Genomic DNA, 25,455 nt, shown 5'->3' on the forward strand with positions numbered 1-25,455 from the left:
AAGGGTTATTTAATGCAGACCTTTCTGATCTGAGGCATATCCGTTATACCCTGCAGTACTTTTTCTATGCCATCCTGCTTAAGTGTTCGCATTCCTTCATTTAAGGCACATGACAACAGGCTAGCAACACGAGCCCGCCCTTGAATTAATTGCTTCACAGCATCGGTGCCCACCATTAACTCATGCAAACCCACTCGCCCTTTATAGCCGGTATCTCCACATTTTTGACACCCTTTCGCGTGATACAGTTGATACTTGCCATTAACGGTAAAAGTGGCTTTCCATTGCGCGGCTAGTTTTTCCCTCGCATCAACGGGGTCTAATTGCCATGCCTGAGTGGGGATGAGCTCTTGCACATACTCATCCAGTAATTGAGTCACTTCTTTTTCAGATGGTTCGTACGCAACTTTACAATGCTGGCATAAGCGTCTTGCCAATCGTTGCGCCAAAATCCCCAGTATTGCATCCGCAAAGTTAAAGGGATCCATCCCCATATCTAATAGACGAATCACTGATTCGGGCGCACTATTTGTGTGCAAAGTCGCCAACACCAAATGCCCTGTTAATGATGCTTCTATTCCTACACTAGTCGTTTCAGCATCGCGCATTTCGCCCACCATAATGACGTCAGGATCAGCGCGCAAAAATGCCCTCATTACAGAGGCAAACGTTAACCCGGCTTTGGGGTTAATTTGCACTTGCCGCAACCCTACTTGAGTGATTTCAACAGGGTCTTCTGCGGTCCAAATTTTGGTTTCGGGAGTATTGAGATATTTTAAAACCGAATGCAACGTGGTGGTTTTACCTGAACCAGTTGGCCCGCAAACAAAAAACAAACCATATGGTTTATCAATCACAGATTTTAGCTGTGTTAAATTGGCCTTGGACAGCGCCAATTTCTCCAAGGGTAACGGCTCTCCTGCCGCCAAAATACGCATCACGACATCTTCAAACCCGCCTGCCGTTGGAATAGTTGCGACTCGTAATTCAATATCTAAATTGGGGACGTATTTTTTAAGCTTGATTTTTCCATCTTGTGGCTTTCTTCGCTCACTAATATCCAAATCACACATAATTTTGATTCGAGTGACAATTGGATTTCGATAGGCAGAAGGAACTTCACGATAGTGCATTAACTGCCCATCACGCCGAAACCTAATTTGCAACTTAGCAAGCCCAGGATAAGGCTCAATATGAATATCCGATGCGCCAAGCTGATGGGCATCAACAATGATTTGATTCACGAGCCGCACAACTTCATTATCTTGAGCGGCCGAGATCTCATCTATGCTAGGGACTGTCTCATCTTCTGAGACACTCATATCCTCCAGCAGATTATCAATATTCCCTGTGCTTTCGATCCCAAAAAATTGCTCTAGCGTTTGCTGAAACTCTTTGCGCGTGGTTACCCGAACCAAAAACTTGCGACCACTAAATAATTGTGTAGCATGGGCTCGAATCCGCTCGGGATCCGTCGTTAACACCACAATCCCTTCAGAGACTTCATCAAGCGGTAACCACTGCTGTTCGCGCAAAAAATCATGCTTTAGATTCTTTAACAACTCTAAAGGCTTAACTCGATCGTCCTTGAAAGGCTCATACGGTTGACCAAAAAAAGAACTGAGCGAAGCCCCTATCTGAGAAAAACTAATCCCAAATCCCTCTACTAAAACCAACTCAATATCTTGTTGCTTTTTTTGCGCTTCGCGCACAGCGACTTGCCAGGCAGCTGGCGAAATCGCGCCCGATAATACTAGCTGTTGGTATTTATGCTGGGGAACAAATGGAAATGGCGCTGTTTTGCGCTGCTTGAATGCAACCGCCAAAGTTCTGGCAAGAAGTTTAATCCCCTCGAGCATGGGCTCGGAAAACGCATGAGCCATTCGGTTGTTGATGAGCTGGATGACCCCCAGCAAGACCCCATCAGACTCATTGAGAATGGGGGCCACCAACATTTCTCGTGTTTGAAAGCCTGTTTTTTGATCAACAATTTGCAAGAATTGCAAACTAGGAGAATAAGAATGTAGCTCAGCTTCATCATATACATTATGTATATTTAGCAATTGCTTATGATTTGCGACAAAACCTGCAATACTGCGGTCATTGATTGGAATTCGTAACTCTTTAACTCCTTCCAGACCAGTTTTAACCTTGGCTAATAAATCCTTGCCGTCTTCACTCACCACGTACAGCGTAATTCGTTCACAAGAGAACAAACTACACATTTGAGCACTAACCTCAATCAGGATTTCATCCAAATGCGTGGTGGCATGAATTTTCGTCGTAAGCCCCTGAAGGGACTGCATAAAATCAAGCGTTAACGCAGAAGGATGAGTGCTCATAGCTAAAACTCAATAATTTCGCCTTGTAGTAACCGACGAATTGGGTGGTCATGGTCTAAAGCCAGCACCTCCTGGATGGTTAGCTCACTATCCGCAGGCTTTAGATGAGTAATCAATACTTCAGCGCCACCTTGCCAACCTCGGAGCTGTTCAGCCAAGGTACTCGGACAAAGATGCTTTGCAGCATCTGCCAGTTGGTGCTCTTTATCAGCAAAAGCAGTTTCGATGATCAACGCTTTCAGGTTTTTTACTTGATTTACAGCAAGCCAAAAATCGGGGCCAGCGATACTATCTCCACTAAAAACGATCGCGCCCTGTGAAGTCTCCATCAAAAATCCTACCGCAGGGACGGTGTGAATCGCCGGTAAGGGGGTGATTGTAACTTCGCCAATAACAGTCGCTTGACCAACTTCATGCTCGACAAAGACCAAACTCGGTTGATCTGCACTTGGAATAGTAGAAAAGTCTGGCCAGATTAGCCAATTGAAAATGTGTTGACGCAGTAAAGCAATCGTTTGTGCTGTGGCATGAACAAAAACAGGGCTTGAGCGCACCCCAACCACAGAATCAAGCAATAATGGCAAACACGCGATATGGTCAAGGTGCACATGAGTTAGAAAAACATGCTCTATCTCCTGCAATTCAGCCAATTGCAGATCACCAACGCCAGTTCCTGCGTCGATTAAAATGGTGTGGTTAAGCAGAAACGAGGTGGTTCGATTGTCTCCACCTATTCCGCCACTACATCCGAGGACTCGTAGTTGACAGCTCATGTTTTACCTAAAGAAAAAAGCCATCCTAATTCCCATTACCTCAATGAGATCCTCTTCCTGCAATTGCTGAGGCTTGACCCCAACCTCACGCGAATTCACCAAAGGTCGACGCTCACCTTCTACATGCGTAATATAGTAATCATTGCCTTTCCTAGTAAACGCAACGACTTGTAGGCCCGTTTTTCCAAGCGAAGTGACATTCTTATTCAAAACCATTTCTCTTCCAGCGTTCGTACCAGTCAGAACGCGGATAACAGCTACAACCCCCCCCGTGGTTTGCGGGGCTGGCTCATTTTTGCTGGTGACGTTTGCAACTTGCGGAGCCGCCATGACCATCGTTTTTTCAAACTCTTCTTGTTTGGCTGCAACAGCGGGTTCACGCCAGAAAGTAATTTTGTACTTTCCAATGGTAATATCATCGCCACTTTTTAGTGGATGTCTGCTTAATTTTTCACCATTAAGCAACGTACCATTGGTGCTTTGCATGTCTTCAATGAAGTAGATCTGCCCCACTACTTCAATCACGGCATGCAGACCAGAAACTGCGAGATTATCAATTTGAATATCGTTATTGGGTCGACGACCGATAGTTGTCCTTGAACGAGTCAAACGGAACTCTTTCACAGGATTACCTTCTAAACTCAAGAATAATTTTGCCATTTCAGATGCGCCCACCGAATTACGAACTACTACCAAACCAGCCTGCGACTTTATTCCATAGGCCAGCATCAGCTGAAAAATCGCGAAGAACTTTGACTAAAATCACCGAAATATTGTCACGCCCACCTTCTGCATTTGCTTGCTCAACCAGCAGATCGCAGGCCTGCGACAAATTACCTTTGCTAATTTTCAGCAATTCGCATAGGGCTTCGTCCTGCAGCATATCGCTTAAGCCATCAGAGCAAAAGAGATACACGTCACCCACTTCAACTTGAAACTCATTGAGTTCCGTCTGCACCATCGAGCCTATGCCAACCGCTCGTGTAACCAAATTTTTATAGGGTGCGTACCTTGCCTCTTCTTCTGTAATCAAACCGGCATCAATTTGTTCTTGCAAAAAAGAGTGGTCTTTCGTTAGCTGTTCTAAGTCATTGCCTCGCAGGCGATAGACGCGAGAGTCGCCAACATGTGCCAGCGCCACGCAGTTGTTATAAAACACGGCACTGATCAGCGTTGTTCCCATTCCAGCACACTGCTGATTAGCTTGTGCCGTTTGATAAATCATTAAATTGGCTCGATCTGTTGCTAAGAGCAACATCTCATGCGCCACAGGCCACAGGCTTCCTGCTGTTTTAACATGTGCAGGGGTGGCCATCATTTGGGCTCGCATCACTTCGGCGGTGACATTAATCGCCATTCCGCTAGCCACCTCACCCGCGTTGTAACCCCCCATACCATCGGCAAGGATCACCAACCCCAAATCTGGGTCAAAGTGAATCGCATCTTCATTATGCTCACGCACCAATCCAGCATCAGTGCGACCTGCCATTTCAAGTGCGGCTGACAGGCTTCGCATTCGCCGCTCCCTTAATTGCTTCTTCTAATTTTAATAACACATTCGCCATTTGCGCCCCAGTTTGGAATCGCTGATCCGCCTTCTTTTCCAAGGCCTTCATAATAATCTTAATAACCACCGACGGTAATTTTGGATTGTAATTCCTTGGATCTGTTGGCGGTTGTTGTGTAATGCGATACATCAATTCCGCCATGGAATCTCCGACAAATGGTAAATATCCCGTTAGCATTTGATACAACATCACACCGAGAGAAAATAAATCAGAGCGCCCGTCAATATGCTTACCCGCTAATTGCTCAGGAGACATAAATGACGGAGTCCCCAAAACCATACCTGTTTTGGTTTTGGACGAGTCCGTTATTCGCGCAATACCAAAATCAGTCACCTTCACGGTTTTAGTTTTTTTGTCATACATCACATTGGCAGGCTTAATATCGCGGTGAACGACACCCGCCTGATGTGCGTAATCCAACGCCTGCGCAATTTGGCGGACGATTGTAATGACCTCCAAGACAGGGAGTAGATGACCAACCTTGGTATAAGGCGTTAAATCTTCACCAGCCAAAAACTCCATCGCAATATACGCAAGATCATGCTCTTCACCCGCGTCAAAAATCGTTACGATATTGGGGTGATTAAGGCGCCCCGCTGTTTCGGCCTCCCTAAAAAATCTTTCACGCGCTTCATCAATCACATCCTCATCAAATTCTTGCCCCAGAGACATCGTTTTAATGGCGACTTCGCGCGAAATTTTTGGGTCTTTACCAAGATAAACAATACCCATAGCACCTTTGCCCAGCTCTTTTTCAAGCTGATAGCGCCCCAGCATCGGCTTGGCTACTTCACCATCGAGCATTATTTGTGTTCCACCCTGCTGGCCGCCCCCCAAAATTACCGTCTCGGCCATATGCTTAGCCGTCTTCATTTTTTCAGCCAAATCACGATATTTCGGGTCATGCGTATGAATTAGCCGGTACACCGACTCCGCCTTATTAAACTGGCGCTTGCGCTCAAAATCGAGGGCTAGGTTATACATGATTTCCATCATGCCTTCGTCCAGCGGCACTCGGCGCAATTTATCAAAGGCCATATCAAGTTGCCCCTGATTCTGAAATGCCAAGCCCAACATACGGTTAGATTCTGCCGACTCCGCAGCGGATTGCTGCCCTTTCTCTTCGGTGATCAAAAAACGTTTGGTTGTGAGCACCAAATGTCCAATCAAGAGCAAACTCGCCGGAGCCATTAATGGAATCCAAATCATCAGCCCACTCATTAATAGGTAATGAGTTCCCAAAATAAAAAGCAAAACCACAGCCGTTGTGGCTGCACCAGCCTTAGCTTTGAGTCGCGGCAAGACGAACAAAATATAGATGGCAATTGCGGCCAATAAAATATAAATCACCACATTAGACCAAGCAGGCGTGCGGTAATAATGCTGCTCAAGAAGAGCCGAGATCGTATTGGCCGCGACTTCCAAAGGTGCAGCATTTGCTACCACCGGGGTATTGAAACTATCGCCAATTCCAGGCGCGGTGGTTCCAATCAGCACAATCTGCCCAGCGTATTTGCGACTGGGAATTTTTCCAGCAAAAACATCATAGAAAGAATCTACCGAAAAGGCTGGTCGGCCATTGTGTTCGGAATAGAAGTGCGGTTGAAATTGGCTACTGGGATCTGTTTCAATTGTTAGCGCACCTAAATGAATCACGCGCCCAAAATCCAACTGCATCTGCTTAACATTCAAAGCCTTGGCGACCGCATGGGTATAAAAAGTGGGGAACACGGCATCGTAATACAGCAAACCCAGTGGCACAGAACGCAAAACGCCATCTTCATCCGCTTCTAAATTTTGGGCACCTACGGCACGCGCAGCAGCTCCAATTTGCGCCACTGGCAGTACAGGATCAATCACGCTGCGCGGCTGGCCTTTGCTAATATCCCCCGCCGCTTCAATTTCGGTTTTGGCAAAAAAATCCGGCAAAGGCTGACTTGGATCCCCCGCCTGAGCCCCAAAATTAAACATCATCGGCAAAATCACGTTATCCGCAGCTTTAATGCTATCAGCCAATCTTCGATCTACCTGAAGCGCACCCACGCCATTGTTCACTATTTGAACGAGGGCTTCAGGATAGGCTGCGGGGTCTTCATCGATACGACGTTGGATTTGCTCAAGATAATCCAAGCCACGGTCGCGCTGTGGCTCAGTAAAGAAAATGGTTGAAACAATTTGTGCAGCCCCGCCTTCTTTGAGCTTATCGATCATTTGGGCGTGAATGTCGCGGGACCACGGCCAGCGCCCCAAATTATCAAGGCTAACTTGATCAATACCGATGACGGCAATTTTCGGAGAAGGGCTACGCTCAATCCACTCCATCGTCCAATCATAGGCCTTGCTGTCGAGCGCGCGAATTAGTGGAGTACTTAACCACAGCAAAATAAAGAGCAATACGACTATTGACCCAATTGCCCAATCATTGCGCCAGATTTGCCGCTTCATCATCTCATCCTTGGGTCTGGTATTAACTTCATCGTATCATTGATAGACGCTAAAGCCGTGATAATCCAATTCACAGCGCCAGCATTAAGGAATATCGGCATACGCCATACGGCGTTGAATAATCGCAGTTTTTCGCAATAAGCGGCGGTCTTTCCGGTTTTTATCGTAATAGCGTGGATTAGTCACCATCGACGCCAATTTCGCCGACTGCCCCACCCCAAGGCGTGATGCTTTCGTTTTGTAGTAATGCTGTGCCGCGGCTTGCGCACCAAAGACACCATCACCCCACTCGATCACATTTAAATACACCTCAAAAATGCGACGCTTATCCCACAGCGTTTCGATCATCACCGTCAAAATCGCCTCTTGCAGCTTGCGCAGCGGATTGCGGCTACCTGATAAAAACAGGTTCTTCGCCAATTGCTGGCTAATGGTTGAGCCGCCGGCCACAATCCGGCCTTTTTGAATATTTTTTTCCCACGCAGTTTGCATCCCTTCCCAATCAAAACCATCATGATTGAGAAATTTAGCGTCTTCCGAGGCCACTAAAGCGCGTTTTAAATTGGGCGAGATTTTTTCATAATCAACCCATTCAAATTTTAATTGCGCGTCAGGATTTATTTCTTGCAAGCGCTCTAATTGCTCCTGCATAAATGCCGTTTCAGTTGGATTAATCCAACGCCACGCCACAATATGCAGCAACATCCAGAGATTCCACGCAATAAATAAGGCCAGCAACAAGCCAATACCACGGCCTAGCCAGCCCATCAAACCAATCTTTTTCATTTCACACCAAGCAGGGTATTAGCTCAAGCCCTATATAAATAATTATTTAGGGCGATATACCCAGTCAAAACTACAATTGCGCACGCATCATCGCCAGTACTGGCTCAACATCAGGTCGTAAGCCAGTCCACACTTCAAACGCTTCGGCGGCCTGACCAACCAACATCCCCAAACCATCGACGCGCAGACTAACTCCAGCCTCGCGCGCTTGCGCTAAAAACGGCGTTTCATCCTTGCCATACATCATGTCGTAGGCCAGTGCGTTGGGAGCGAAAATAGAATTAGCAATTGGCAGGCGCTCGCCACCCAAACTGGCGGAGGTAGCGTTAATGACCAAATCAAACTCGCCTTCAATCGCCGCATATTCGCATGCTGCGAGTGGAATCGTCGTTGCAGCTTGAAAATGGGCAATCAATTGCTCGGCCTTGGCCACCGTGCGGTTCGCCAAGATCAAACTCTGTGGCGCTTGCGCCAATAGGGGGAGTATTACGCCACGCGCAGCGCCACCAGCGCCTAGCAGCAAGATACGTCGCCCACGTACCTCAATATGGCGCAACACATCGGCAACCAAACCCGCTCCGTCGGTATTGTCACCTAAGAGCCCACCGTCAGGCAGTAGCTTCAGGGTATTCACCGCCCCAGCGGCTTCTGCCCGATCAGTTCTCGCGACGGATAAACGAAACGCTTCCTCTTTGAAGGGCACAGTGACATTCGCCCCTTTCCCGCCATTCTCGGCAAACTGCGCCACGGCCGCAGCAAAAGCATCGATCGGCGCCAACAGACGATCATAGGCAAAATCAGCCACCTCGGCTCGCCCAGCAAATTGCGCGGCAAAAGCCGCATGAATTTGCGGTGATTTAGAATGGGCAATCGGATTGCCGATCACAAGGTAAGTGGGCTGATTCATAAGGTTTTGGCCAATAAAAAAGTGAGGCGTAGTGTACACCTCACTTTGGGTTTCTTACAGAATTGCGTCGTGCTTCGTCGCTATTTAGCCTTGCACCCAAGGCAAGTTAGCCACTTTCCAACCGTTCACAGTGCCACGATGACCGGCGGCGTCTTTATCGCCCTCAAAGCCTTCCAGAATATTCATTGCAGCGCTATATCCATGTTGCGCGGCCAATGCTGCGGCGTCGTGTGAACGCGCACCGGAACGGCACAAGAACATCACCACTGCTTCAGGGTCGACCTTGGTTTTCAGTTGCGCCAAGAAATTGGGGTTATTGGCCATGCCGGGGTAGCTTTTCCATTCAATCAACTCCGCATCAGGCACGACACCTACCCATTGCCATTCGGCGCTAGTGCGTACATCGACAATATGAACAGCATCCAAGCTTTGCATTAAGGCCCACGCTTCGGCTGGCGTTACTGCGCCAGCGTACGGCAAACGTGCACCAACGGCGCGGCCACGCGCATTTTGTAGAATTTCATTCACTTCGCTCATCTGTGCCCCTCCATTGATCAATTCGGCCATTCTAGCCCCCATCGTGCCCTTCTACCAGTCAGCCTATTTAACAGCAGGCCCGACCATGCTCGCTGTGTAATTTTTGATTCGGCAGAATTTTCATCCGAATCAGAATGCACCATTAAAGTGCAAATTTTACACCAATGCACCACAAAGACTCACACGAAGAATCATGCGCGAAGCTAAATACTTGTGGCACAATAGCTGGTAGCTGTTTTAGCACTTGGCACGGTTTATGCTTATCAATACGCCGTTCAGTGCGGAACACCGCACAAAGCAGTAAACCCATTACCTGTTTTAATCTTGTCCCAACTAGGAGCGACAACATGGCTGTAGCCGACGTTCTCAAGCTTATTAAAGACAACGACATTCGTTTCGTTGATCTGCGTTTCACCGACACTATCGGTAAAGAGCAACACGTAACTGTTCCTTCACACGTAGTTGACGAAGAATGGTTCGAAAACGGCCACGCTTTCGATGGTTCATCGATCGCAGGTTGGAAAGGTATTCAAGCTTCAGACATGTTGCTGATGCCAGATGCATCAACTGCTAAAATCGACCCGTTCTTTGACGAACCAACTGTGTTCATCACTTGTGACGTTCTCGAGCCAGCAACTGGTAAAGGTTACGATCGTGACCCACGCTCTTTGGCGAAACGCGCTGAAGCGTACTTGAAAACTTCAGGTATCGGTGACACTGCGTTCTTCGGTCCAGAGCCAGAATTCTTCATTTTCGACAACATCCGTTGGAACACCGATTTGTCAGGTACTTTCGTTAAGATCGGTTCTGACGAAGGCGCTTGGGCAACTGCTGACAAAACACCAGGCGGCAACTTGGGCCACCGTCCACGTCTGAAAGGCGGCTACTTCCCAGTTCCTCCAGTAGATAGCCACCAAGACATCCGCGCTACGATGGTAATCGTGCTGGAAGAATTGGGCGTTCCTGTTGAAGTATTCCACCACGAAGTGGCGAATGCGGGCCAAAACGAGATCGGTACTAAGTTCTCTACTTTGACTCAACGTGCTGACTGGACGCAGATCCTGAAATACGTTGTACACAACGTAGCTGCGCAATACGGCAAAACTGCAACGTTCATGCCAAAACCAATCGTTGGCGACAACGGTTCTGGTATGCACGTTCACCAGTCTATCTGGAAAGACGGCAAAAACTTGTTCGCAGGTAACGGCTACGCTGGCCTGTCTGAAACTGCCCTGTTCTACATCGGTGGTATCATCAAGCACGCTAAAGCACTGAACGCGATCACCAACCCAGGTACTAACTCGTACCGTCGTTTGGTTCCTCACTTCGAAGCGCCAGTTAAATTGGCTTACTCTGCGAAAAACCGCTCTGCATCGATCCGTATTCCACACGTATCATCAGACAAAGGCCGTCGTATCGAAGCGCGTTTCCCAGATCCATTGGCTAACCCATACCTGTGTTTCGCAGCGTTGTTGATGGCAGGTTTGGATGGTATCCAGAATAAGATCCACCCAGGCGATCCAGCTGATAAGAACTTGTACGACTTGCCACCAGAAGAAGACAAATTGATCCCTACCGTATGCGCGTCTTTGGACGAAGCATTGGCAGCATTGGATGCAGACCGCGAGTTCTTGACTCGTGGCGGTGTATTCACTGATGAGTGGATCGATGCGTACATCGAACTGAAAATGAACGACGTAACTCGTTCACGCATGAACGTGCACCCAGTTGAATTCGATATGTACTACTCTCTCTAATTTGTAAGCTTGCAAACGGCAAGCCATACAAACTCAAAAACCCGCATCGCTTAGGCTTGCGGGTTTTTTTATTCTTTTCCTTCCTATTTACCCAAGATAAAACTAGAATATTAATTACCTTTAAATTACCAGCAAAGAAAGTAATGCGCCGTCATTTCTTTGAGATCAAAACCATCATTTTGCTCTGCTTATATGTAGGGCTTGGTTTGTTTAGCATTACTTTAGGTAGTTTAAATGAAGGCAATTTGGCGGTTGTCTGGCTAGCGGCTGGCATGGGTTTAGTCATCATGCTACAACTGGGGGGTATTGCCCCGTACATCGTATATATTGGGAGCCTTCTAGTTAATACCCCGTTCTACTTGAGTAACGACACCATCAGCAGCACACTTGCCATATTTTGTGGCGCACTCACTGCGGCCATTGACACCACTCAATCAACGCTGGCTCGCAATCAATATCAGCGTTTACACATGCGAGGCAATGACAGCATCTGGCCACGCCCGCATGAACTTCCCGCTCATTGGCTACGGATCGCCTTGCTCCCCTGCTTAATGACAATGCCTTTCCTGATTGCACTCCAAAGTGCTGCAGGCTTATTACCCAATTTTGATATTTTTGAATTTGCGCGCAGCACAATCTCGCTGGTCATGGGTGATACGGCGGGCATCTTGCTGATTCTACCTCTGTATTTAAGCTGGCTTGATCGTCATTTATTCAAAACCCTCCAAGCGGCTTGGTTCCCAATGCTTGGTATTCTGCTATTTACGATCTTTTCGATTTTCTTTTACAAAGCCTTCATGGTTTTATCATTACCGCTTGTTTTGTACATCGCGGTTCGCTACCAACAATCCGGGGTTAGCATTGCACTGTTCATTTTGACTCAAATTTGTATCGTTGGTACCGCCTTAGGCTATGGGCAATTTGCTCATCCGGATAGCAGCATCGCCTTTTTGAATTTGCAGCTATTTATTTTTGCCATCATGCTGACCATGCAATATCACGCCAGCACACAAGCTAGCCTCCAACAGCGGCAAGAACGATTAGAAAAACAAGTTGCCCTGCGCACAGAAGAACTACTTGCGGCCAATACCCAGCTGCTAGAACTAGCACACACCGATGAGCTCACCAAAGTTCCCAATCGGCGTGAATGGCAAAAACGCTGCGCCGAAGCGGTCATGCGCGCCCGGCGCTATACCGAGCCGCTGTCGATTATTTTATTAGACATTGATCACTTCAAAAAAATCAACGATCTACACGGCCATCTAAGTGGAGATTTAGTTTTAAAAAGAATAAGTCAATTGTGCGTGCAAAACCTCCGGGCCATCGATACCTTTGCCCGCTGGGGCGGTGAAGAATTTGTCATACTACTTCCAGGCACCGATCAAACCCAAGCGCTGCTCGTAGCGGAAAAATTACGCCTAGCGATTGCCAATGATGTTATTCAAATTGAAGGTACGAGCACTATCCACGTTACGGTTAGCCTAGGCCTTACCTCATTAAGGCTAAGTGACATCACACTCGACGATTTAATCTCACGCACTGACCACGCCTTGTATAGTGCAAAAGAGCAAGGTCGAAATCGGGTAGTCTGCGCCGAATCGTTGAGTACCCATTACTTAACCGCCTGCTAAGTACTGTATGTCGTACGACTGAACGCCCCCCTTATGACAAAATCGAATAAAATACTTCTTTTTGTTCGAGACAAGCCATGTCTGCAATCATCGTCTTTGATTTTGGTGGCGTTCTCTTTGACTGGAATCCTGATTACCTTTATCAAAAGTTGATTCCAGACGCTGAAGAGCGTGCTTGGTTTTTGCAGCATGTGTGCAACGGCGCGTGGAATATCGAACAAGATCGCGGACGTAGTGTGGCCGAAGCGATTGCCGTTAAATCGGCGGAGTTTCCACACTATGCCGAGTTAATCGACGCGTTTTACACACGTTGGCCAGAAACATTGCGTGGTCTTTTACCCGATGGCATGGCTTTGTACGAGGCGCTAAAAACCGCAGGCTATCCAATTTTTGGCCTCACCAATTGGTCGGCTGAAACATTTCCCTACGCGTGGGAACATTACCCGTTTTTGCACGAGATCACCGACATCGTAGTATCTGGTCACGAATCAATCATTAAGCCAGACCCCGCCATATACCACCTAATGTATCAGCGTATTCGGCAACATCACCCCGATGCCAAACCGGAAGATCTGATCTTCATCGATGACTCAGCGATTAATGCTCAAGGCGCGCGTAATGTGGGCTGGCAGGGTATTCATCACACTAGCGCACAAAGCACGGCTAGCCTATTACGAGAGAAAGGACTGCAATTTTGACGCCCACTAAACCCCGAATTACGATCCATTACTGTACCCAATGCAATTGGATGTTGCGCAGCGCGTGGCTGGCGCAGGAACTCTTGCACACTTTTGCGTTCGAAATTGGTGAAGTGGCGCTGCAGCCTGGTACTGGTGGCGTGTTTTTGATTCATTGTGACGATGCACTGATTTGGGATCGCAAAATTGACGGCGGTTTCCCCGAGGCCAAAGTGCTCAAACAACGTGTTCGAGATCACATCGCCCCTGAGAAACCATTGGGACATTCAGACACTGCGGCGCAGTAATTTCAACCTCGTACTCAGACTGTGATACCTTACGGGCATGTTCGCAAAATCGTTTTTTATCCTTAGTCTTGCCGCTAGCAGCACGCTGTGCTGGGCCGATATTTATAAATATGTCGACGAGAATGGCAATGTCACCTTCACCAACACGCCGATTAAAGGTGCAGTGAAGATCATGTCTGAGCCTAGCGCGCCCCGCCGCAGCAGCGGTGAAAGCACGGCCAGATCAACGCAACCTCGTGCGCCATCCGTGGCTGCGCCATCGCCGGTGAATTTCCCGCGCGTTGATGCCGCCACCCAGCGCAGCCGCGACACGAATCGCCGTCAGATTTTGACCGACGAGCTCAATAGCGAACAGGCATCCTTAGCATCCGCGCGAAAAGCGCTACAAGAAGCTGAAAGCAATAAAACAGCCGAAGAAAAAGCCAACCCTAAACTTTATCTGGATCGCATTGGCCGCTTGCGCGAAACCATTGTCATGCATGAAAAAAATAGCGCGGCTTTACAAGCCGAAATCTCACGCATGCGCTAAAGCGCAACATCGCCAAAATTAAACGCACCTAAATGGTGCGTTTTTTTGTATCCTGTATGTCTATACTTGGCAAATAGTTGGCCTGATTTTTGCTAACACTAAAACAAACATAACATACTGATGTGGAGTAAGCAGATGAGCCACCCTGCTTTTGCTGGCCTGGATTTTATTGATGCCGCCGTGATTGCACTGGATCACGATTGCTCAATACGATACGCCAACTCTACCGCCCATAGTTTTTTTAACCAACGCGTTATCACTGGCAATCATCTCGCGCATTGCTTTGGTTCGGACAGCGCCATTGTGGTCGCGGCGCAAGTGGCGCTGGCGCAAAACATTTCGATCATCGAGCATGAATTGATCGTCTTTGGGGCCGAAGGTGAAATGTATGTCTCGCTCGAAGTATCTCCGATCGAATCGGAAGCGGCCAATCTCATTCTGGAAATTCGGCGCATCGACCAGCAGCGGCGTATTGTGAACGAAGAACGCTTGCAAGTTCAGCAACAAGCCAATCGCGAATTAATTCGTAATCTGGCACATGAAATCAAAAATCCTTTGGGCGGCATCCGTGGCGCGGCGCAGTTGCTGGCGCATGAATTGCCCGATCCACAACTAAAAGAATATACGCAAGTTATCGTTGACGAAGCAGTGCGCCTGCAAAGCCTGCTCGATCGCTTACTCACGCCACACCGCTTGCCACAGATTAATCCACTTAATATTCATGAAGTATTAGAGCGTGTTCGCAGCCTGGTATTAGCAGAAACCCCAAATGGTTTAGCTGTGCGGCGCGATTACGATACCAGCTTGCCCGATTTAATCGCCGATAAAGAGCAACTGATTCAATCTGTGCTAAATATCACGCGCAACGCCATCCAAGCGATGAGTGGGATTGGTGAAGTGATTCTGCGCACTCGTATTGCGCGCCAAGTCACGCTCAATCGCCGCCGCTATCCATTAGCTTTACGCGTTGAAATCATTGATAACGGCCCGGGGATCCCAGAGCATCTGAAAGAAACGCTGTTCTATCCATTGGTGTCTGGGCGTCCGGGCGGGACTGGCATCGGTTTACATTTAGCGCACACCTACGTGGCACAGCATCACGGCACGATTGAATTTGATAGCCGACCAGGGCAAACCACGTTCACTATTTTATTGCCACTCAATGCATGGCAAACATAAAACAACAGGGATAAGCATGAACACAGTTTGGGTGATTGATGATGATCGTTCGATACGCTGGGTATTTGAAAAAGCACTCAGCCGCGAACAAATTGCGCACGCCACCTTTCCATCAGCCACGGAAGCGTTAAATCGCCTGCAACACGAACAGCCGCAAGTGATTGTCAGTGACATTCGGATGCCAGGCGAATCGGGTTTGGCCTTACTTGATTTAGTCAAACGCGATTGGCCGCATATTCCGGTCATTATCATGACGGCGCACTCCGATCTCGATAGTGCAGTATCCGCGTTTCAAGGTGGGGCTTTTGAATATTTGCCTAAGCCTTTCGACGTTGATCAAGCGATTGCTTTAATTCAACGCGCGTTGCAAGAAAGCGAACAACTCGCTGAGCATGCTGAGCCTGCGGCCAACGTACCGGAAATGCTCGGCCAAGCACCAGCGATGCAAGAAGTTTTCCGCGCGATTGGCCGTTTAAGCCAATCGGCGGCAACCGTTATGATTACGGGAGAATCCGGCAGCGGCAAGGAGCTGGTCGCGCGTGCGCTACACCGCCATAGCCAGCGAGCCAACAAGCCCTTTGTCGCGATCAATAGTGCGGCAATCCCTAAAGATTTGCTCGAATCCGAGCTATTCGGGCATGAACGCGGCGCGTTTACCGGCGCTGATGCGAGGCGCACAGGGCGATTTGAGCAGGCTGAAGGCGGCACGTTATTTTTAGATGAAATTGGCGATATGCCACTGGATTTGCAAACGCGGTTATTGCGCGTGTTATCGGATGGCTTTTTCTACCGCGTGGGCGGTCATCAGCCGATCAAAGCCAATGTACGTGTGATTGCCGCGACGCATCAAAACCTGGAAGATCGAGTCAAAGCGGGGCAATTTCGCGAAGACTTATTTCACCGACTCAATGTAATTCGCCTTCGCCTACCACCGCTACGCGAGCGCAGCCAAGATATTCCACTTCTGGCCAAGCACTTCTTGCAAAAATCGGCGCAGGAATTGGGCGTTGAAAGCAAACGCCTCTCAGAGACGGCCATGGCCTGGTTGGCGGGGTTTCCATTTCCCGGTAATGTACGCCAGCTGGAAAACGTCTGCCATTGGATTACCGTGATGGCGCCGGGTCAGGTGGTGGAGGCCAGCGACTTACCCCCGGAACTGATCCAAGCCGATGGGCAAATTCATGTCGCTCAAGGCGACTGGCGCCAGTCCTTAAGCCAAGAACTCACATTACGCCTCTCACGTGGCGACACGCGCATTTTGGATGAAATCGTACCCGCTTTTGAGCGCGTGGTGATTGAAGCAGCATTAATACATACCGGAGGTAAGCGCATAGAGGCTGCTGAATTACTGGGCTGGGGCCGCAATACCCTAACTCGCAAAATCCAAGAGCTTGGTATGGATTCAGCCGTCTAAATAAAAAACCCCAGCTGAGGCTGGGGTTTTTCTTGCATCAATTAATCGCTGTTCATGCTTAGCGAATTTCGAAAATTTTGCCGAAATTCGCAATATCAAGCACAGATTTTACCGTGCCTTTACAATTCACCAGCGTTACCTTGCGACCGCTAGCACGCTCATTCAGCAGTAGTAGCATCCCCAAAGCAGCAGAATCCATATAATCCACTTGCGCAAAATCAATTTCGATTTCACTCAGGCCGGCATGCTCTAACACGGAGGTCGTGGCTTGTTTAAATTCGCGATGAGATTCAAACGTAAAATTGCCGGTCATCGCAATGATGCCGCGATTTTCTTCAAAACTGATTTGTGTTTGCATAGCTACCGCCTGACGCTTTTAAATTCACTAGTGTCAAGTCTAGTCAGGCTGCGTACTTAGCGCAAACTCTATCGCGCGGTCGATACAGCACTACAACAATTGACGTTATTTCTCGACAAAAGCACGCTCGATCACGTAATCGCCTGGCGTACCAATCCGTGGTGAAACTTGAAATCCCCGCGCATCGAGCATTTTGCAGGTGTCTTCCAGCATCGCAGGGCTGCCACATAACATCGCACGATCAGTTTCTGGATTTAACGGCGGCATACCAATATCGTCGGTTAATTTACCCGACTCAAACAAATCAGTTAGGCGACCTTGATTACGAAATGGCTCGCGCGTCACCGTTGGGTAATAAATCAATTTATCGCACACCATATCACCAAAATATTCATTATTAGGCAATTCGTGCTGAATATATTCGGCATAAGCCAATTCGCTCACGGTGCGTACACCGTGTACCAAAATAATTTTATCGAAACGCTCGTAGGCTTCTGGGTCTTTAATGAGGCTCATAAATGGCGCTAAACCCGTACCGGTACTCAAATAGTACAAGTTCTTACCCGGTTTTAAATCAGATAGCACCAGCGTGCCCGTTGGCTTACGGCTGACCAATAATTTATCGCCTTCTTTCAAATGCTGCAGGCGTGATGTGAGTGGGCCATCGGGTACTTTAATGCTGAAAAACTCTAGATTTTCTTCATAATTGGCACTGGCAATTGAATAGGCACGCACCAAGGGCTTCTCATCAACTTCCAAACCAATCATCACAAATTGGCCATTTTCAAAGCGTAACGATTCATCCCGTGTCGTGGTAAAACTAAACAGTGAATCATTCCAATGACGTACTGATAACACCGTTTCATGGGCAAACTTTGACATCTTCTATAACCTCTTAAGCCTTAAGCGCAGCGCTTAATTCTGGAATCACGGTAAATAAATCAGCGACCAAGCCGTAATTCGCTACTTGGAAAATCGGCGCTTCTGGATCGATATTTACGGCAACAATAATTTTGGCGTCTTTAATCCCGCCCACGTGCTGTGCCGCGCCAGATACGCCAAAAGCGATATACAAATCAGGCGCAATCACGGTACCAGTTTGGCCAACCTGCGAGTCATTCGGCGCCATCCCGCTATCAACCGCAGCGCGAGTGGCTCCAATGGCAGCACCCAGTTTGGCGGCCAGTGGCTCGAGTGTGCTTTGGAAAGCCTCTTTGCTCCCCAGTGAGCGCCCGCCCGAAATCACAGTTTTCGCCGTCGCTAACTCTGGACGATCTGATACAGCCAAATCGCGGTGCAAGAGCTTACTCATAGCCACATCACCCGTGGTATTTAAATGGACGATCTGCGCCGCCCCGCCCTCTTCTGCCGCCGCCTCAAACACCGTAGGGCGTACTGTGATAATGGCCAAGCCTTCAGGCGCACTCACCGTTGCATTCAAATTGCCGGCATAAATTGGGCGCACAAAGGTACGCGGACCGATAATTTGCGTCACTTCCGACACCATCGCAACATCGAGCAAGGCCGCTGCGCGAGGTAAGACATTTTTACCAAAGCTGGTTGCGGCAGCGACGATGGTGTCGTATTGCGCAGCTTGCTGAACAATGAGTGGCGCCAAATTTTCAGCCAGACCTGCGGCATATTCGGCAGAATCAGCCAGCAGTATCTTCCCCAAGCCCTTAATAGAAATAGCCTTTGAGGCAATACCCTCAAGCTCATGCCCTGCTAATAATAAATCAACGCTTTGCCCTAACTGCGCTGCAGCGCTAATCGCTGAGCGCGTGGCGGCACGCAAACCATTTTGGTCAATTTCTGCAATCACAAGAACGCTCATGGCAACACCTTCTCTGCACGCAATGCGGCAACTAATTCAGCAACATTATTTAAAATTCGCCCTGCAGGACGAGGCGCAGGCTCAGCAACGCTGAGTAAGTTCAGCGTTGGCGCGCTGGTATTGCCTAAATCTGCCAAGGCAATGTTTTCAAGCGGTTTCTTTTTGGCCATCATCAAGGCTGGCAATTTAATAAAGCGCGGCTCGTTTAAGCGCAGATCAGCACTAATCACGGCTGGCAAATTGATCGCTAGTGTTTCTTGACCACCGTCGATTTCACACACCACCGTTGCTTTTCCATCGGTAATTTGAATATCAGATGCAAAGCTCGCTTGTGCCCAGTTGAGCAAGGCCGCGAGCATTTGCGCGGTTTCAGCCGCATCGTCATCAATCGCTTGTTTGCCAGTCAGCACCAGCTGAGGTGCTTCGCGCTCAACCAAAGCTTTAAGCACTTTAGCGGTTGGCAGCGATTGAAGATTTTGATCTGTCTCGATGAGCAAGGCACGATCCGCGCCCATCGCCAAAGCATGGCGCAAAACGTCTTGATTCGCGGCGGAGCCAATGGCGACAGCCAACACCTCACTCGCCACACCAGCCTCTTTTAAGCGCACAGCACCCTCAAGCGCATTTTCATCAAAAGGGTTGATACTCATTTTAACGCCTTGCGTTTCAACGCCTTTACCATCTGCAGTAGGCCGCACTGTGACTTGATAATCCACCACGCGTTTGATATTCACCAAAATCTTCATTCTTTTCTGCCCCCGCGCTTAACAGCTCGCCGTATGCTGCTGTCTTGCTACTGATTGGATAACTTTGCAACGATTCTAGAGAAGTGTAGAATATCTGTAAATCAGATTAATTAAATTTAATATATCCAATTTACAAATAAGGAGCTCAGCATGAGCGAACGTGACCAGATGCATTACGACGTATTAATCGTTGGTGCAGGACCTGCGGGGCTATCCGCGGCCATACGCTTGAAACAACTCAATAATGAGCTATCTATCTGTATTTTGGAAAAAGGGGCGCAAGTCGGCGCACATATTATGTCGGGCGCGGTGATTGACCCCGTTGGTTTGAATCAATTACTACCCGACTGGCAAAGCAAGCGTCCAAAATTAGCCACCCCGGTCACTGCCGACGAGTTTTTGCTACTCGACGAAGACAGCAGCTACCGTATTCCACAAATCATATTGCCAGCGCCATTACATAACGCAGGCTGTTTTATCGTCAAACTCGGCGAAGTATGCGCATTTCTAGCCGAGGAGGCAGAAAGCCTAGGGGTAGAGATTTATCCGGGATTTGCCGCCAGCGAAATTTTGTACGATGACACTGGCGCGGTCTGTGGTGTAGCCAGTGGTGATATGGGGATCGCCAAAGATGGCACTCATAAAGCTGAATATACGCGCGGCATCGAAATTTTGGCAAAATACACTTTAATCGGTGAAGGCGCACGTGGCTCTTTAACGGGCGATTTAGAAACACATTTCAATTTACGCACCGACAGCGAGCCACCGCATTATGGCTTAGGCATTAAAGAAGTATGGCAAGTCAGCGCCGAGCAACATCGGCTAGGCTTAGTGCAACATGCCTTAGGTTGGCCCTTGGGCAGTGAGGCACAAGGCGGCGCATTTATTTATCACCTACCAAACCAACAAGTCGCCGTGGGCTATGTGGTGCATTTGAACTACCGCAATCCAACACTTTCACCCTTTGATGAGTTACAACGCTTTAAAACCCACCCTAAAATTCGCCCATTATTTGCCGGAGCCAAGCGTATAGCGTATGGCGCACGCGCCATCAGCGAAGGGGGCTGGCAATCACTACCAAAAACCACGTTCCCCGGTGGTGTTTTGATGGGCTGTGCGGCCGGCTTCTTAAATTTCCCACGCATTAAAGGCGTGCACAACGCGATGAAATCGGGCATAGCCGCGGCACACGCAGTGGTAGACGCGATTGCAGCGGGGCGGGCTAATGATGAATTAACTGATTACCCAACTCATCTGGCTAGCAGTGGCGTGTTGCCTGAATTAGAGCAAGTGCGCAATATCAAACCCGCACTTTCTAAACTCGGTACCTATGCGGGAACCATGTATGCTGGCGCCGAATTATGGCTGGCACAATTGGGGCTGCGTTTACCGTGGACGCTACACCACCGCACCGCCGACCATTTGTATTTTGCCCCAAATGCAACACCAATTAAATATCCTAAGCCCGATGGTAAGCTCACTTTTAGCAAACTCGATTCGCTCACTTTGGCCAATGTGTCGCACGAGCACGATCAGCCAGCCCATTTGCAATTGCGAGATCCAAGCCTGATCACGCCAATTCATTTGAGTAATAAAATCAAAGCTGAATGCCATTACTGCCCAGCTGGCGTGTATGAGATTGTGCAGTTGGCTGAGAGCAGAAAATACCAAATTAACGCGCAAAATTGCCTGCACTGTAAAACCTGCGATATTAAAGACCAGCAGCAAAATATCCATTGGGTCCCACCCGAGGGCGGTGGTGGCCCCATGTATACCGGTCTATAAACTTACGTGGTTCTTGGTTTTCAATTCTAAGCAGGCATATACTGCAGGTATTGATTACAAAGTACGTACACATCGTTAAAAAACAGCTGCGCATTGACTCAGATAAACTCAGTGCGCACATTGCTCGCCTTAACAATAAAACAACTGGTCTAGCTAACAATACTGCGTTTTATCCGAAACTAAATATGATTAGTGAAAAACAAACCGTCAAAATTCGCCGCGATCGAATGCAAATTTACCCCCCTGCTACAGGGCGTTTACTCGATGGCCGCAAAGGGAGGGTCATCGAAATTTATGTGCCGCTTGGTGCGAAAGAAGCCGTGGTCAAAGTACGCTGGTTTGCACGTCGCCCCAGTGAAACCGAAGTGACAATGGAGCACCCAGCGAGCGATCTTGAAGTTATTCCGAATTAATTGGCAACGCATCACTAATCTAGCACGAATCACCACCAATCATTTGCAGCAAGGTAGTCACACTAGATTGCCTTTACTGCGCTCAAATTACGCTCATCAATCTGTTCAAACTATTCTCCGATCATTGGCCGCAGACGAATTACACAGGTCAAAGTCAAGTCTCAAGTGTAAATTGTCATATCTTCTATGGTAAATTACACATTCAATACAATCTGCTCAGACCATTAATATGGATTTGAAAAAAAGCAGACAGTTGCAGCGCAACATTCAGAAAGGAGAAAAAATGAAATCACTGCATAAGGGAAGTTTATTCCTCGCCGCACTACTGAGTAGCATTCTTCCTGCGCAAGCATGGGCGATGAAACCAGGGATGGAAGAAAAAATCGCCGATGTAATGGTTTGGGTGGTGATTGTCGTTGTTCCATTAGCTGCGATTTATTTATTCTGGAAAATCCATGTATTACCAGAAGTGATCGCAGAGAAAAAACATCACCCGCAAAAACATGCAATTCAAGTACTGTGTCTATTATCCCTCGCCTTTGGCGGCCTGCTATGGCCTCTGGCGTGGCTCTGGGCCTATCTAAAACCCGTCAACTACAAAATGGCCTATGGCACAGATAAGCACGACGATTTCTTTTTAGACCCAAATGGTCACCATGCTGAAAAACCACTCGATTTAGCGATTGTTGACGATGAATTATTACTATTAAAAGAACGTCTCGATAGTTTAAACAAACAACGAGAACTCATCCTAAGCAAACAAGAAAAACAGGGAGAATAAGCATGCTAGAGATCATTATTGGCGGTTATTGCGCGCTCGTTTGGTTAATTTTTATCAAGCTCAAATTATTCCCTTGGAACATCAAAACACAAGTTGGCTCAGCAACGGGTGCATTAGTTCTAGCAGCCACCATTATTTTGACCATCAATGTGGTCACCCCCTCCTCGAGTGATGTACGGGTAATGAATTTTGTGGCTGAAATTGTGCCACGTGTCCAAGGCACCGTGACTCGCGTGGCAGTTGAGGGTAATACCCTGATCAAAAAGGGTGATGTGCTACTCGAAATTGATAACACACCTTATCGCCTAAAAGTAAAAGAGCTTGAAGCTAAGTTAGCCGATGCCACTGCATCAGCCAAAACCTTGTGGCAAGATCTTGATAGCGCTAAAAGCAGCACCATTGCTGCGCAAGCGCATTTGGATCTAATGAAAAAGCGCTACGCTGAATCGCAAGAATTGGCCAAAGCAGGTGCTGGCAATCAATATGATGTTGAGCATTTTGCAACCGAAGTCAAAAAAGCGGAATCATCCGTAGCTGCGGCAAAAACTGCAGAATCAAAAGTAACCACCAAATTGGAAGGGGTGGTTGGTAAAGACATCGCGAGTGTTGCGCAAATCAAAGCGCAGCTGGAAGCAGCACGTTATGATTTAGAATCCACCGTGATTCGCGCTCCATCAGATGGTTATGCGGTAAATGTGGCAGTTCGTCCTGGCAATTATTTGGTTTCAATGCCTTTTAGGCCTGCACTGAGCTTTGTTGAACACGAGCAGCGCATTTTGGCCTTCTTTGAACAAAATGAGCTGCGTTACGTAAAACCTGGTGATAAAGCTGAAATTGCGCTCAAAACCTTGCCTGGTGAGCTGATTCATGCCGAAGTTGACTCAATTATTTGGGCAAGCAGCCAGGGTCAAATGGTGCAGTCTGGCGTGATCCCGAATGCGCCATCGGAAATGGTACACGCTCCATTGGCACAAAAATACGCAGTTAAGTTAAAACCTATTGCCCCCGAAGGGGAATCCTTGCCGCATATTGCGATGGGTGCACGTGGTGGTGGTGCAATTTACACCGAAAAACTGGCGCCTTTGCATTTATTGCGCATGGTAATGATCCGCGCACAATCGATCGTCAACTACCTCGTGCTGAAATTACACTAAGGAGGATGAATGTTTAATTTTCGTACATCATTCTCAGTTCTGGTGTCAGCAGGCATTTTATTGGGCTGCGCAGTGGCAACGCCTCCGGCTCAGCATGAATTACTGCCCCTAGCCCTCGGCAAAACCGAGGTACCGGCCCAATGGAAACACCAAGCCACGGTACAGCAATATGATGCTAGTGCTTTGGGCTTTACGCCCGATGCTTCCTTAACAGCTTTGATTAGCGAAGCACTGCAATACAACGCTGATTTGCGCATTGCCGCCGCTCGAGTTGAACAATCGCGAGCAGCCTTAAAAGCCGCAGGTGGCTCGATGTTGCCAAGTCTGGCCATTGGCGCACAAGTGGGTGATTCGGCTTTACCAACCTCTAGCATGAGTACGACAGGGATTGGTCTAGTCGCCACCTGGGAAGTCGATATTTGGGGTCGTTTAGGTAGCCAAAATGCAGCCTCTGATGCCCGTTTCCAAGCCAGTGAGCTCGATGCAGCTTACAGTCAGCAGGCGATTGCAGCCGCGGTCACTCGCGCGTGGATCGCTACTGCAGAAGCCACGCAGCAGCTCAAACTTTCACAGCAAATGCAGCTTTTGGCGCAAAAGCAACTCGCTTTGATTCAAACAGGGCAACGTGTCGGGCGCAATACAGCTCAAGATGTGGCCTTGAATGAATCCGCCGTGGCCATCTATCGTCACCAAGTCGCCGCGAATGAGCAGGTATTAAATCAAACTCGCCGTAGCTTGGAAGTATTGCTCGGTCGCTACCCAGCGGCTGAAGTGATGGCGACAGAACAATTGCCGATTGCAAGTGACAGATTGCCAGCGGGTGTGCCATCCGAAATCATTACGCGCCGGCCAGACGTACTGGCGGCAGAGCAGCGTTTCCGTGCCGCTTTCCAAGATGTTGAAGCCGCACAACGTGCGCGCTTGCCATCTTTAAAATTGGTAGGCGGCGTTGCCTATATCGAAGACTCGGTCATTCAGTTGGATCCTAGCCTCAATAATCCATTGTGGGCGCTCACAGGACAACTGCTAGCCCCGATTTTCACCGGTGGGCAACTTGAGGCACAAGTTGAAGCCAAATCGGCCAAGCAGCAAGAAGCCATCGCGCAATATACCAAAGTGGCTTTAACTGCGTTTAATGAAGTAGAAGGCGCATTGGCCAATGAGCGCACTTTATTGCAACGCCAAAACGCTTTGCAATCACAAGTCACTCAGCTCGGCAAATCTGTGAACTACGCCCAAATTCAGCACAAGGTGGGTAAAGGTGATCAGTATCAATTGCTTCAACAGCAGCTTAATCTCTCTGGCGCACAGGCCAATTTACTGCGCGTACAAAGTGAGCGTTTGAGTAATCGCGTCAACTTGCATCAGGCATTGGGCGGACATTTCCCAAATTAAAACGCCCACCGATTCGCTGTCGATGCCTCCATCGACAGCGAATTTTCAAACCCCACACCCAAGCGGCATGTGCTGTTTCTACGACTCCTTTCACCTCAATCTCACCATCCGATCTCTTGTCCGACTCAGGCATAAA

At 48.3% G+C, this 25,455-nt stretch carries 24 protein-coding genes; 12 read left to right on the top strand and 12 right to left on the bottom strand.

What is annotated here, in order from left to right:
- Nucleotides 1-5: 5 nt before the first annotated feature.
- The 8 genes from NT239_03810 to NT239_03845 form a co-directional block, all read right to left on the bottom strand.
- Nucleotides 6-2,342, bottom strand: coding sequence for a GspE/PulE family protein (locus NT239_03810; GenBank protein ID XGA71982.1), 2,337 nt, complete (start codon nucleotides 2,340-2,342; stop codon nucleotides 6-8).
- Nucleotides 2,343-2,344: 2 nt separating this feature from the next.
- Nucleotides 2,345-3,115, bottom strand: coding sequence for a 3',5'-cyclic-nucleotide phosphodiesterase (locus NT239_03815; protein ID XGA71983.1), 771 nt, complete (start codon nucleotides 3,113-3,115; stop codon nucleotides 2,345-2,347).
- Nucleotides 3,116-3,118: 3 nt separating this feature from the next.
- Entirely contained in the window at nucleotides 3,119-3,775 is a 657-nt protein-coding gene (locus tag NT239_03820) for an FHA domain-containing protein (GenBank protein ID XGA71984.1), read from the bottom strand.
- A gap of 19 nt (nucleotides 3,776-3,794) precedes the next feature.
- The gene (locus NT239_03825; GenBank protein XGA71985.1) at nucleotides 3,795-4,631 is read right to left on the bottom strand and encodes a Stp1/IreP family PP2C-type Ser/Thr phosphatase; all 837 of its coding nucleotides are present in this window, start codon (nucleotides 4,629-4,631) and stop codon (nucleotides 3,795-3,797) included.
- Nucleotides 4,606-7,131, bottom strand: coding sequence for a serine/threonine-protein kinase (locus tag NT239_03830; protein XGA71986.1), 2,526 nt, complete (start codon nucleotides 7,129-7,131; stop codon nucleotides 4,606-4,608). The genes NT239_03825 and NT239_03830 overlap by 26 nt, the downstream gene beginning before the upstream one ends.
- Before the next feature lie 81 nt (nucleotides 7,132-7,212).
- Nucleotides 7,213-7,914: a monofunctional biosynthetic peptidoglycan transglycosylase gene (gene mtgA, locus NT239_03835; GenBank protein ID XGA71987.1), complete on the bottom strand. Its 702-nt coding sequence runs from the start codon at nucleotides 7,912-7,914 to the stop codon at nucleotides 7,213-7,215.
- A gap of 70 nt (nucleotides 7,915-7,984) precedes the next feature.
- Complete coding sequence (gene aroE, locus NT239_03840) at nucleotides 7,985-8,821, bottom strand: shikimate dehydrogenase (protein XGA71988.1); 837 nt, start codon at nucleotides 8,819-8,821, stop codon at nucleotides 7,985-7,987.
- An 84-nt stretch (nucleotides 8,822-8,905) separates the two neighbouring features.
- The gene (locus tag NT239_03845) at nucleotides 8,906-9,358 is read right to left on the bottom strand and encodes a rhodanese-like domain-containing protein (GenBank protein XGA72765.1); all 453 of its coding nucleotides are present in this window, start codon (nucleotides 9,356-9,358) and stop codon (nucleotides 8,906-8,908) included.
- A gap of 347 nt (nucleotides 9,359-9,705) precedes the next feature.
- Between NT239_03845 and glnA the strand changes: the two genes are divergently transcribed.
- The 7 genes from glnA to ntrC all read left to right on the top strand — a co-directional run bounded on the left by glnA (nucleotide 9,706) and on the right by ntrC (nucleotide 16,853).
- The gene (gene glnA / locus NT239_03850; protein XGA71989.1) at nucleotides 9,706-11,115 is read left to right on the top strand and encodes a type I glutamate--ammonia ligase; all 1,410 of its coding nucleotides are present in this window, start codon (nucleotides 9,706-9,708) and stop codon (nucleotides 11,113-11,115) included.
- A gap of 143 nt (nucleotides 11,116-11,258) precedes the next feature.
- Nucleotides 11,259-12,746, top strand: a complete 1,488-nt coding sequence (locus tag NT239_03855; protein ID XGA71990.1) for a sensor domain-containing diguanylate cyclase — start codon at nucleotides 11,259-11,261, stop codon at nucleotides 12,744-12,746.
- A gap of 77 nt (nucleotides 12,747-12,823) precedes the next feature.
- Nucleotides 12,824-13,444 (top strand): HAD family phosphatase, encoded by a 621-nt coding sequence (locus NT239_03860; GenBank protein XGA71991.1) that lies wholly within the window; start codon nucleotides 12,824-12,826, stop codon nucleotides 13,442-13,444.
- Nucleotides 13,441-13,731, top strand: a complete 291-nt coding sequence (locus NT239_03865; protein XGA71992.1) for a SelT/SelW/SelH family protein — start codon at nucleotides 13,441-13,443, stop codon at nucleotides 13,729-13,731. Before NT239_03860 ends, NT239_03865 begins: the two co-directional genes overlap by 4 nt.
- A 37-nt stretch (nucleotides 13,732-13,768) precedes the next feature.
- On the top strand, nucleotides 13,769-14,260 hold the full coding sequence (locus NT239_03870) for a DUF4124 domain-containing protein (GenBank protein XGA71993.1): 492 nt from the start codon (nucleotides 13,769-13,771) through the stop codon (nucleotides 14,258-14,260).
- A 135-nt stretch (nucleotides 14,261-14,395) separates the two neighbouring features.
- Complete coding sequence (gene glnL / locus NT239_03875) at nucleotides 14,396-15,439, top strand: nitrogen regulation protein NR(II) (protein ID XGA71994.1); 1,044 nt, start codon at nucleotides 14,396-14,398, stop codon at nucleotides 15,437-15,439.
- Nucleotides 15,440-15,449: 10 nt separating this feature from the next.
- Entirely contained in the window at nucleotides 15,450-16,853 is a 1,404-nt protein-coding gene (ntrC, locus tag NT239_03880; protein XGA72766.1) for a nitrogen regulation protein NR(I), read from the top strand.
- A gap of 58 nt (nucleotides 16,854-16,911) precedes the next feature.
- On the opposite strand, the gene NT239_03885 is transcribed toward ntrC, so the two are convergent.
- The 4 genes from NT239_03885 to NT239_03900 form a co-directional block, all read right to left on the bottom strand.
- Entirely contained in the window at nucleotides 16,912-17,211 is a 300-nt protein-coding gene (locus tag NT239_03885) for an STAS domain-containing protein (GenBank protein XGA71995.1), read from the bottom strand.
- Nucleotides 17,212-17,316: 105 nt separating this feature from the next.
- The gene (locus tag NT239_03890; GenBank protein ID XGA71996.1) at nucleotides 17,317-18,093 is read right to left on the bottom strand and encodes a ferredoxin--NADP reductase; all 777 of its coding nucleotides are present in this window, start codon (nucleotides 18,091-18,093) and stop codon (nucleotides 17,317-17,319) included.
- A 13-nt stretch (nucleotides 18,094-18,106) separates the two neighbouring features.
- Entirely contained in the window at nucleotides 18,107-19,045 is a 939-nt protein-coding gene (locus NT239_03895) for an FAD-binding protein (protein ID XGA71997.1), read from the bottom strand.
- Nucleotides 19,042-19,791 (bottom strand): electron transfer flavoprotein subunit beta/FixA family protein, encoded by a 750-nt coding sequence (locus NT239_03900; protein XGA71998.1) that lies wholly within the window; start codon nucleotides 19,789-19,791, stop codon nucleotides 19,042-19,044. The genes NT239_03895 and NT239_03900 overlap by 4 nt, the downstream gene beginning before the upstream one ends.
- A 150-nt stretch (nucleotides 19,792-19,941) precedes the next feature.
- Here NT239_03900 and NT239_03905 point away from each other — a divergent pair, with 150 nt between their 5' ends.
- The 5 genes from NT239_03905 to NT239_03925 all read left to right on the top strand — a co-directional run bounded on the left by NT239_03905 (nucleotide 19,942) and on the right by NT239_03925 (nucleotide 25,319).
- A complete protein-coding gene (locus tag NT239_03905) occupies nucleotides 19,942-21,576 on the top strand; it encodes an electron transfer flavoprotein-ubiquinone oxidoreductase (GenBank protein ID XGA71999.1) in 1,635 nt (544 codons plus the stop codon).
- A gap of 185 nt (nucleotides 21,577-21,761) precedes the next feature.
- A complete protein-coding gene (locus NT239_03910; GenBank protein XGA72000.1) occupies nucleotides 21,762-21,989 on the top strand; it encodes a hypothetical protein in 228 nt (75 codons plus the stop codon).
- A gap of 283 nt (nucleotides 21,990-22,272) precedes the next feature.
- On the top strand, nucleotides 22,273-22,770 hold the full coding sequence (locus NT239_03915; protein XGA72001.1) for a DUF3302 domain-containing protein: 498 nt from the start codon (nucleotides 22,273-22,275) through the stop codon (nucleotides 22,768-22,770).
- Nucleotides 22,771-22,772: 2 nt separating this feature from the next.
- Complete coding sequence (locus NT239_03920) at nucleotides 22,773-23,924, top strand: HlyD family secretion protein (GenBank protein XGA72002.1); 1,152 nt, start codon at nucleotides 22,773-22,775, stop codon at nucleotides 23,922-23,924.
- 9 nt (nucleotides 23,925-23,933) lie between these two features.
- Entirely contained in the window at nucleotides 23,934-25,319 is a 1,386-nt protein-coding gene (locus NT239_03925) for an efflux transporter outer membrane subunit (GenBank protein XGA72003.1), read from the top strand.
- Nucleotides 25,320-25,455: the final 136 nt, after the last annotated feature.

Origin of the sequence: Chitinibacter sp. SCUT-21, assembly GCA_041874755.1 — a bacterium.
Lineage (GTDB): Bacteria > Pseudomonadota > Gammaproteobacteria > Burkholderiales > Chitinibacteraceae > Chitinibacter.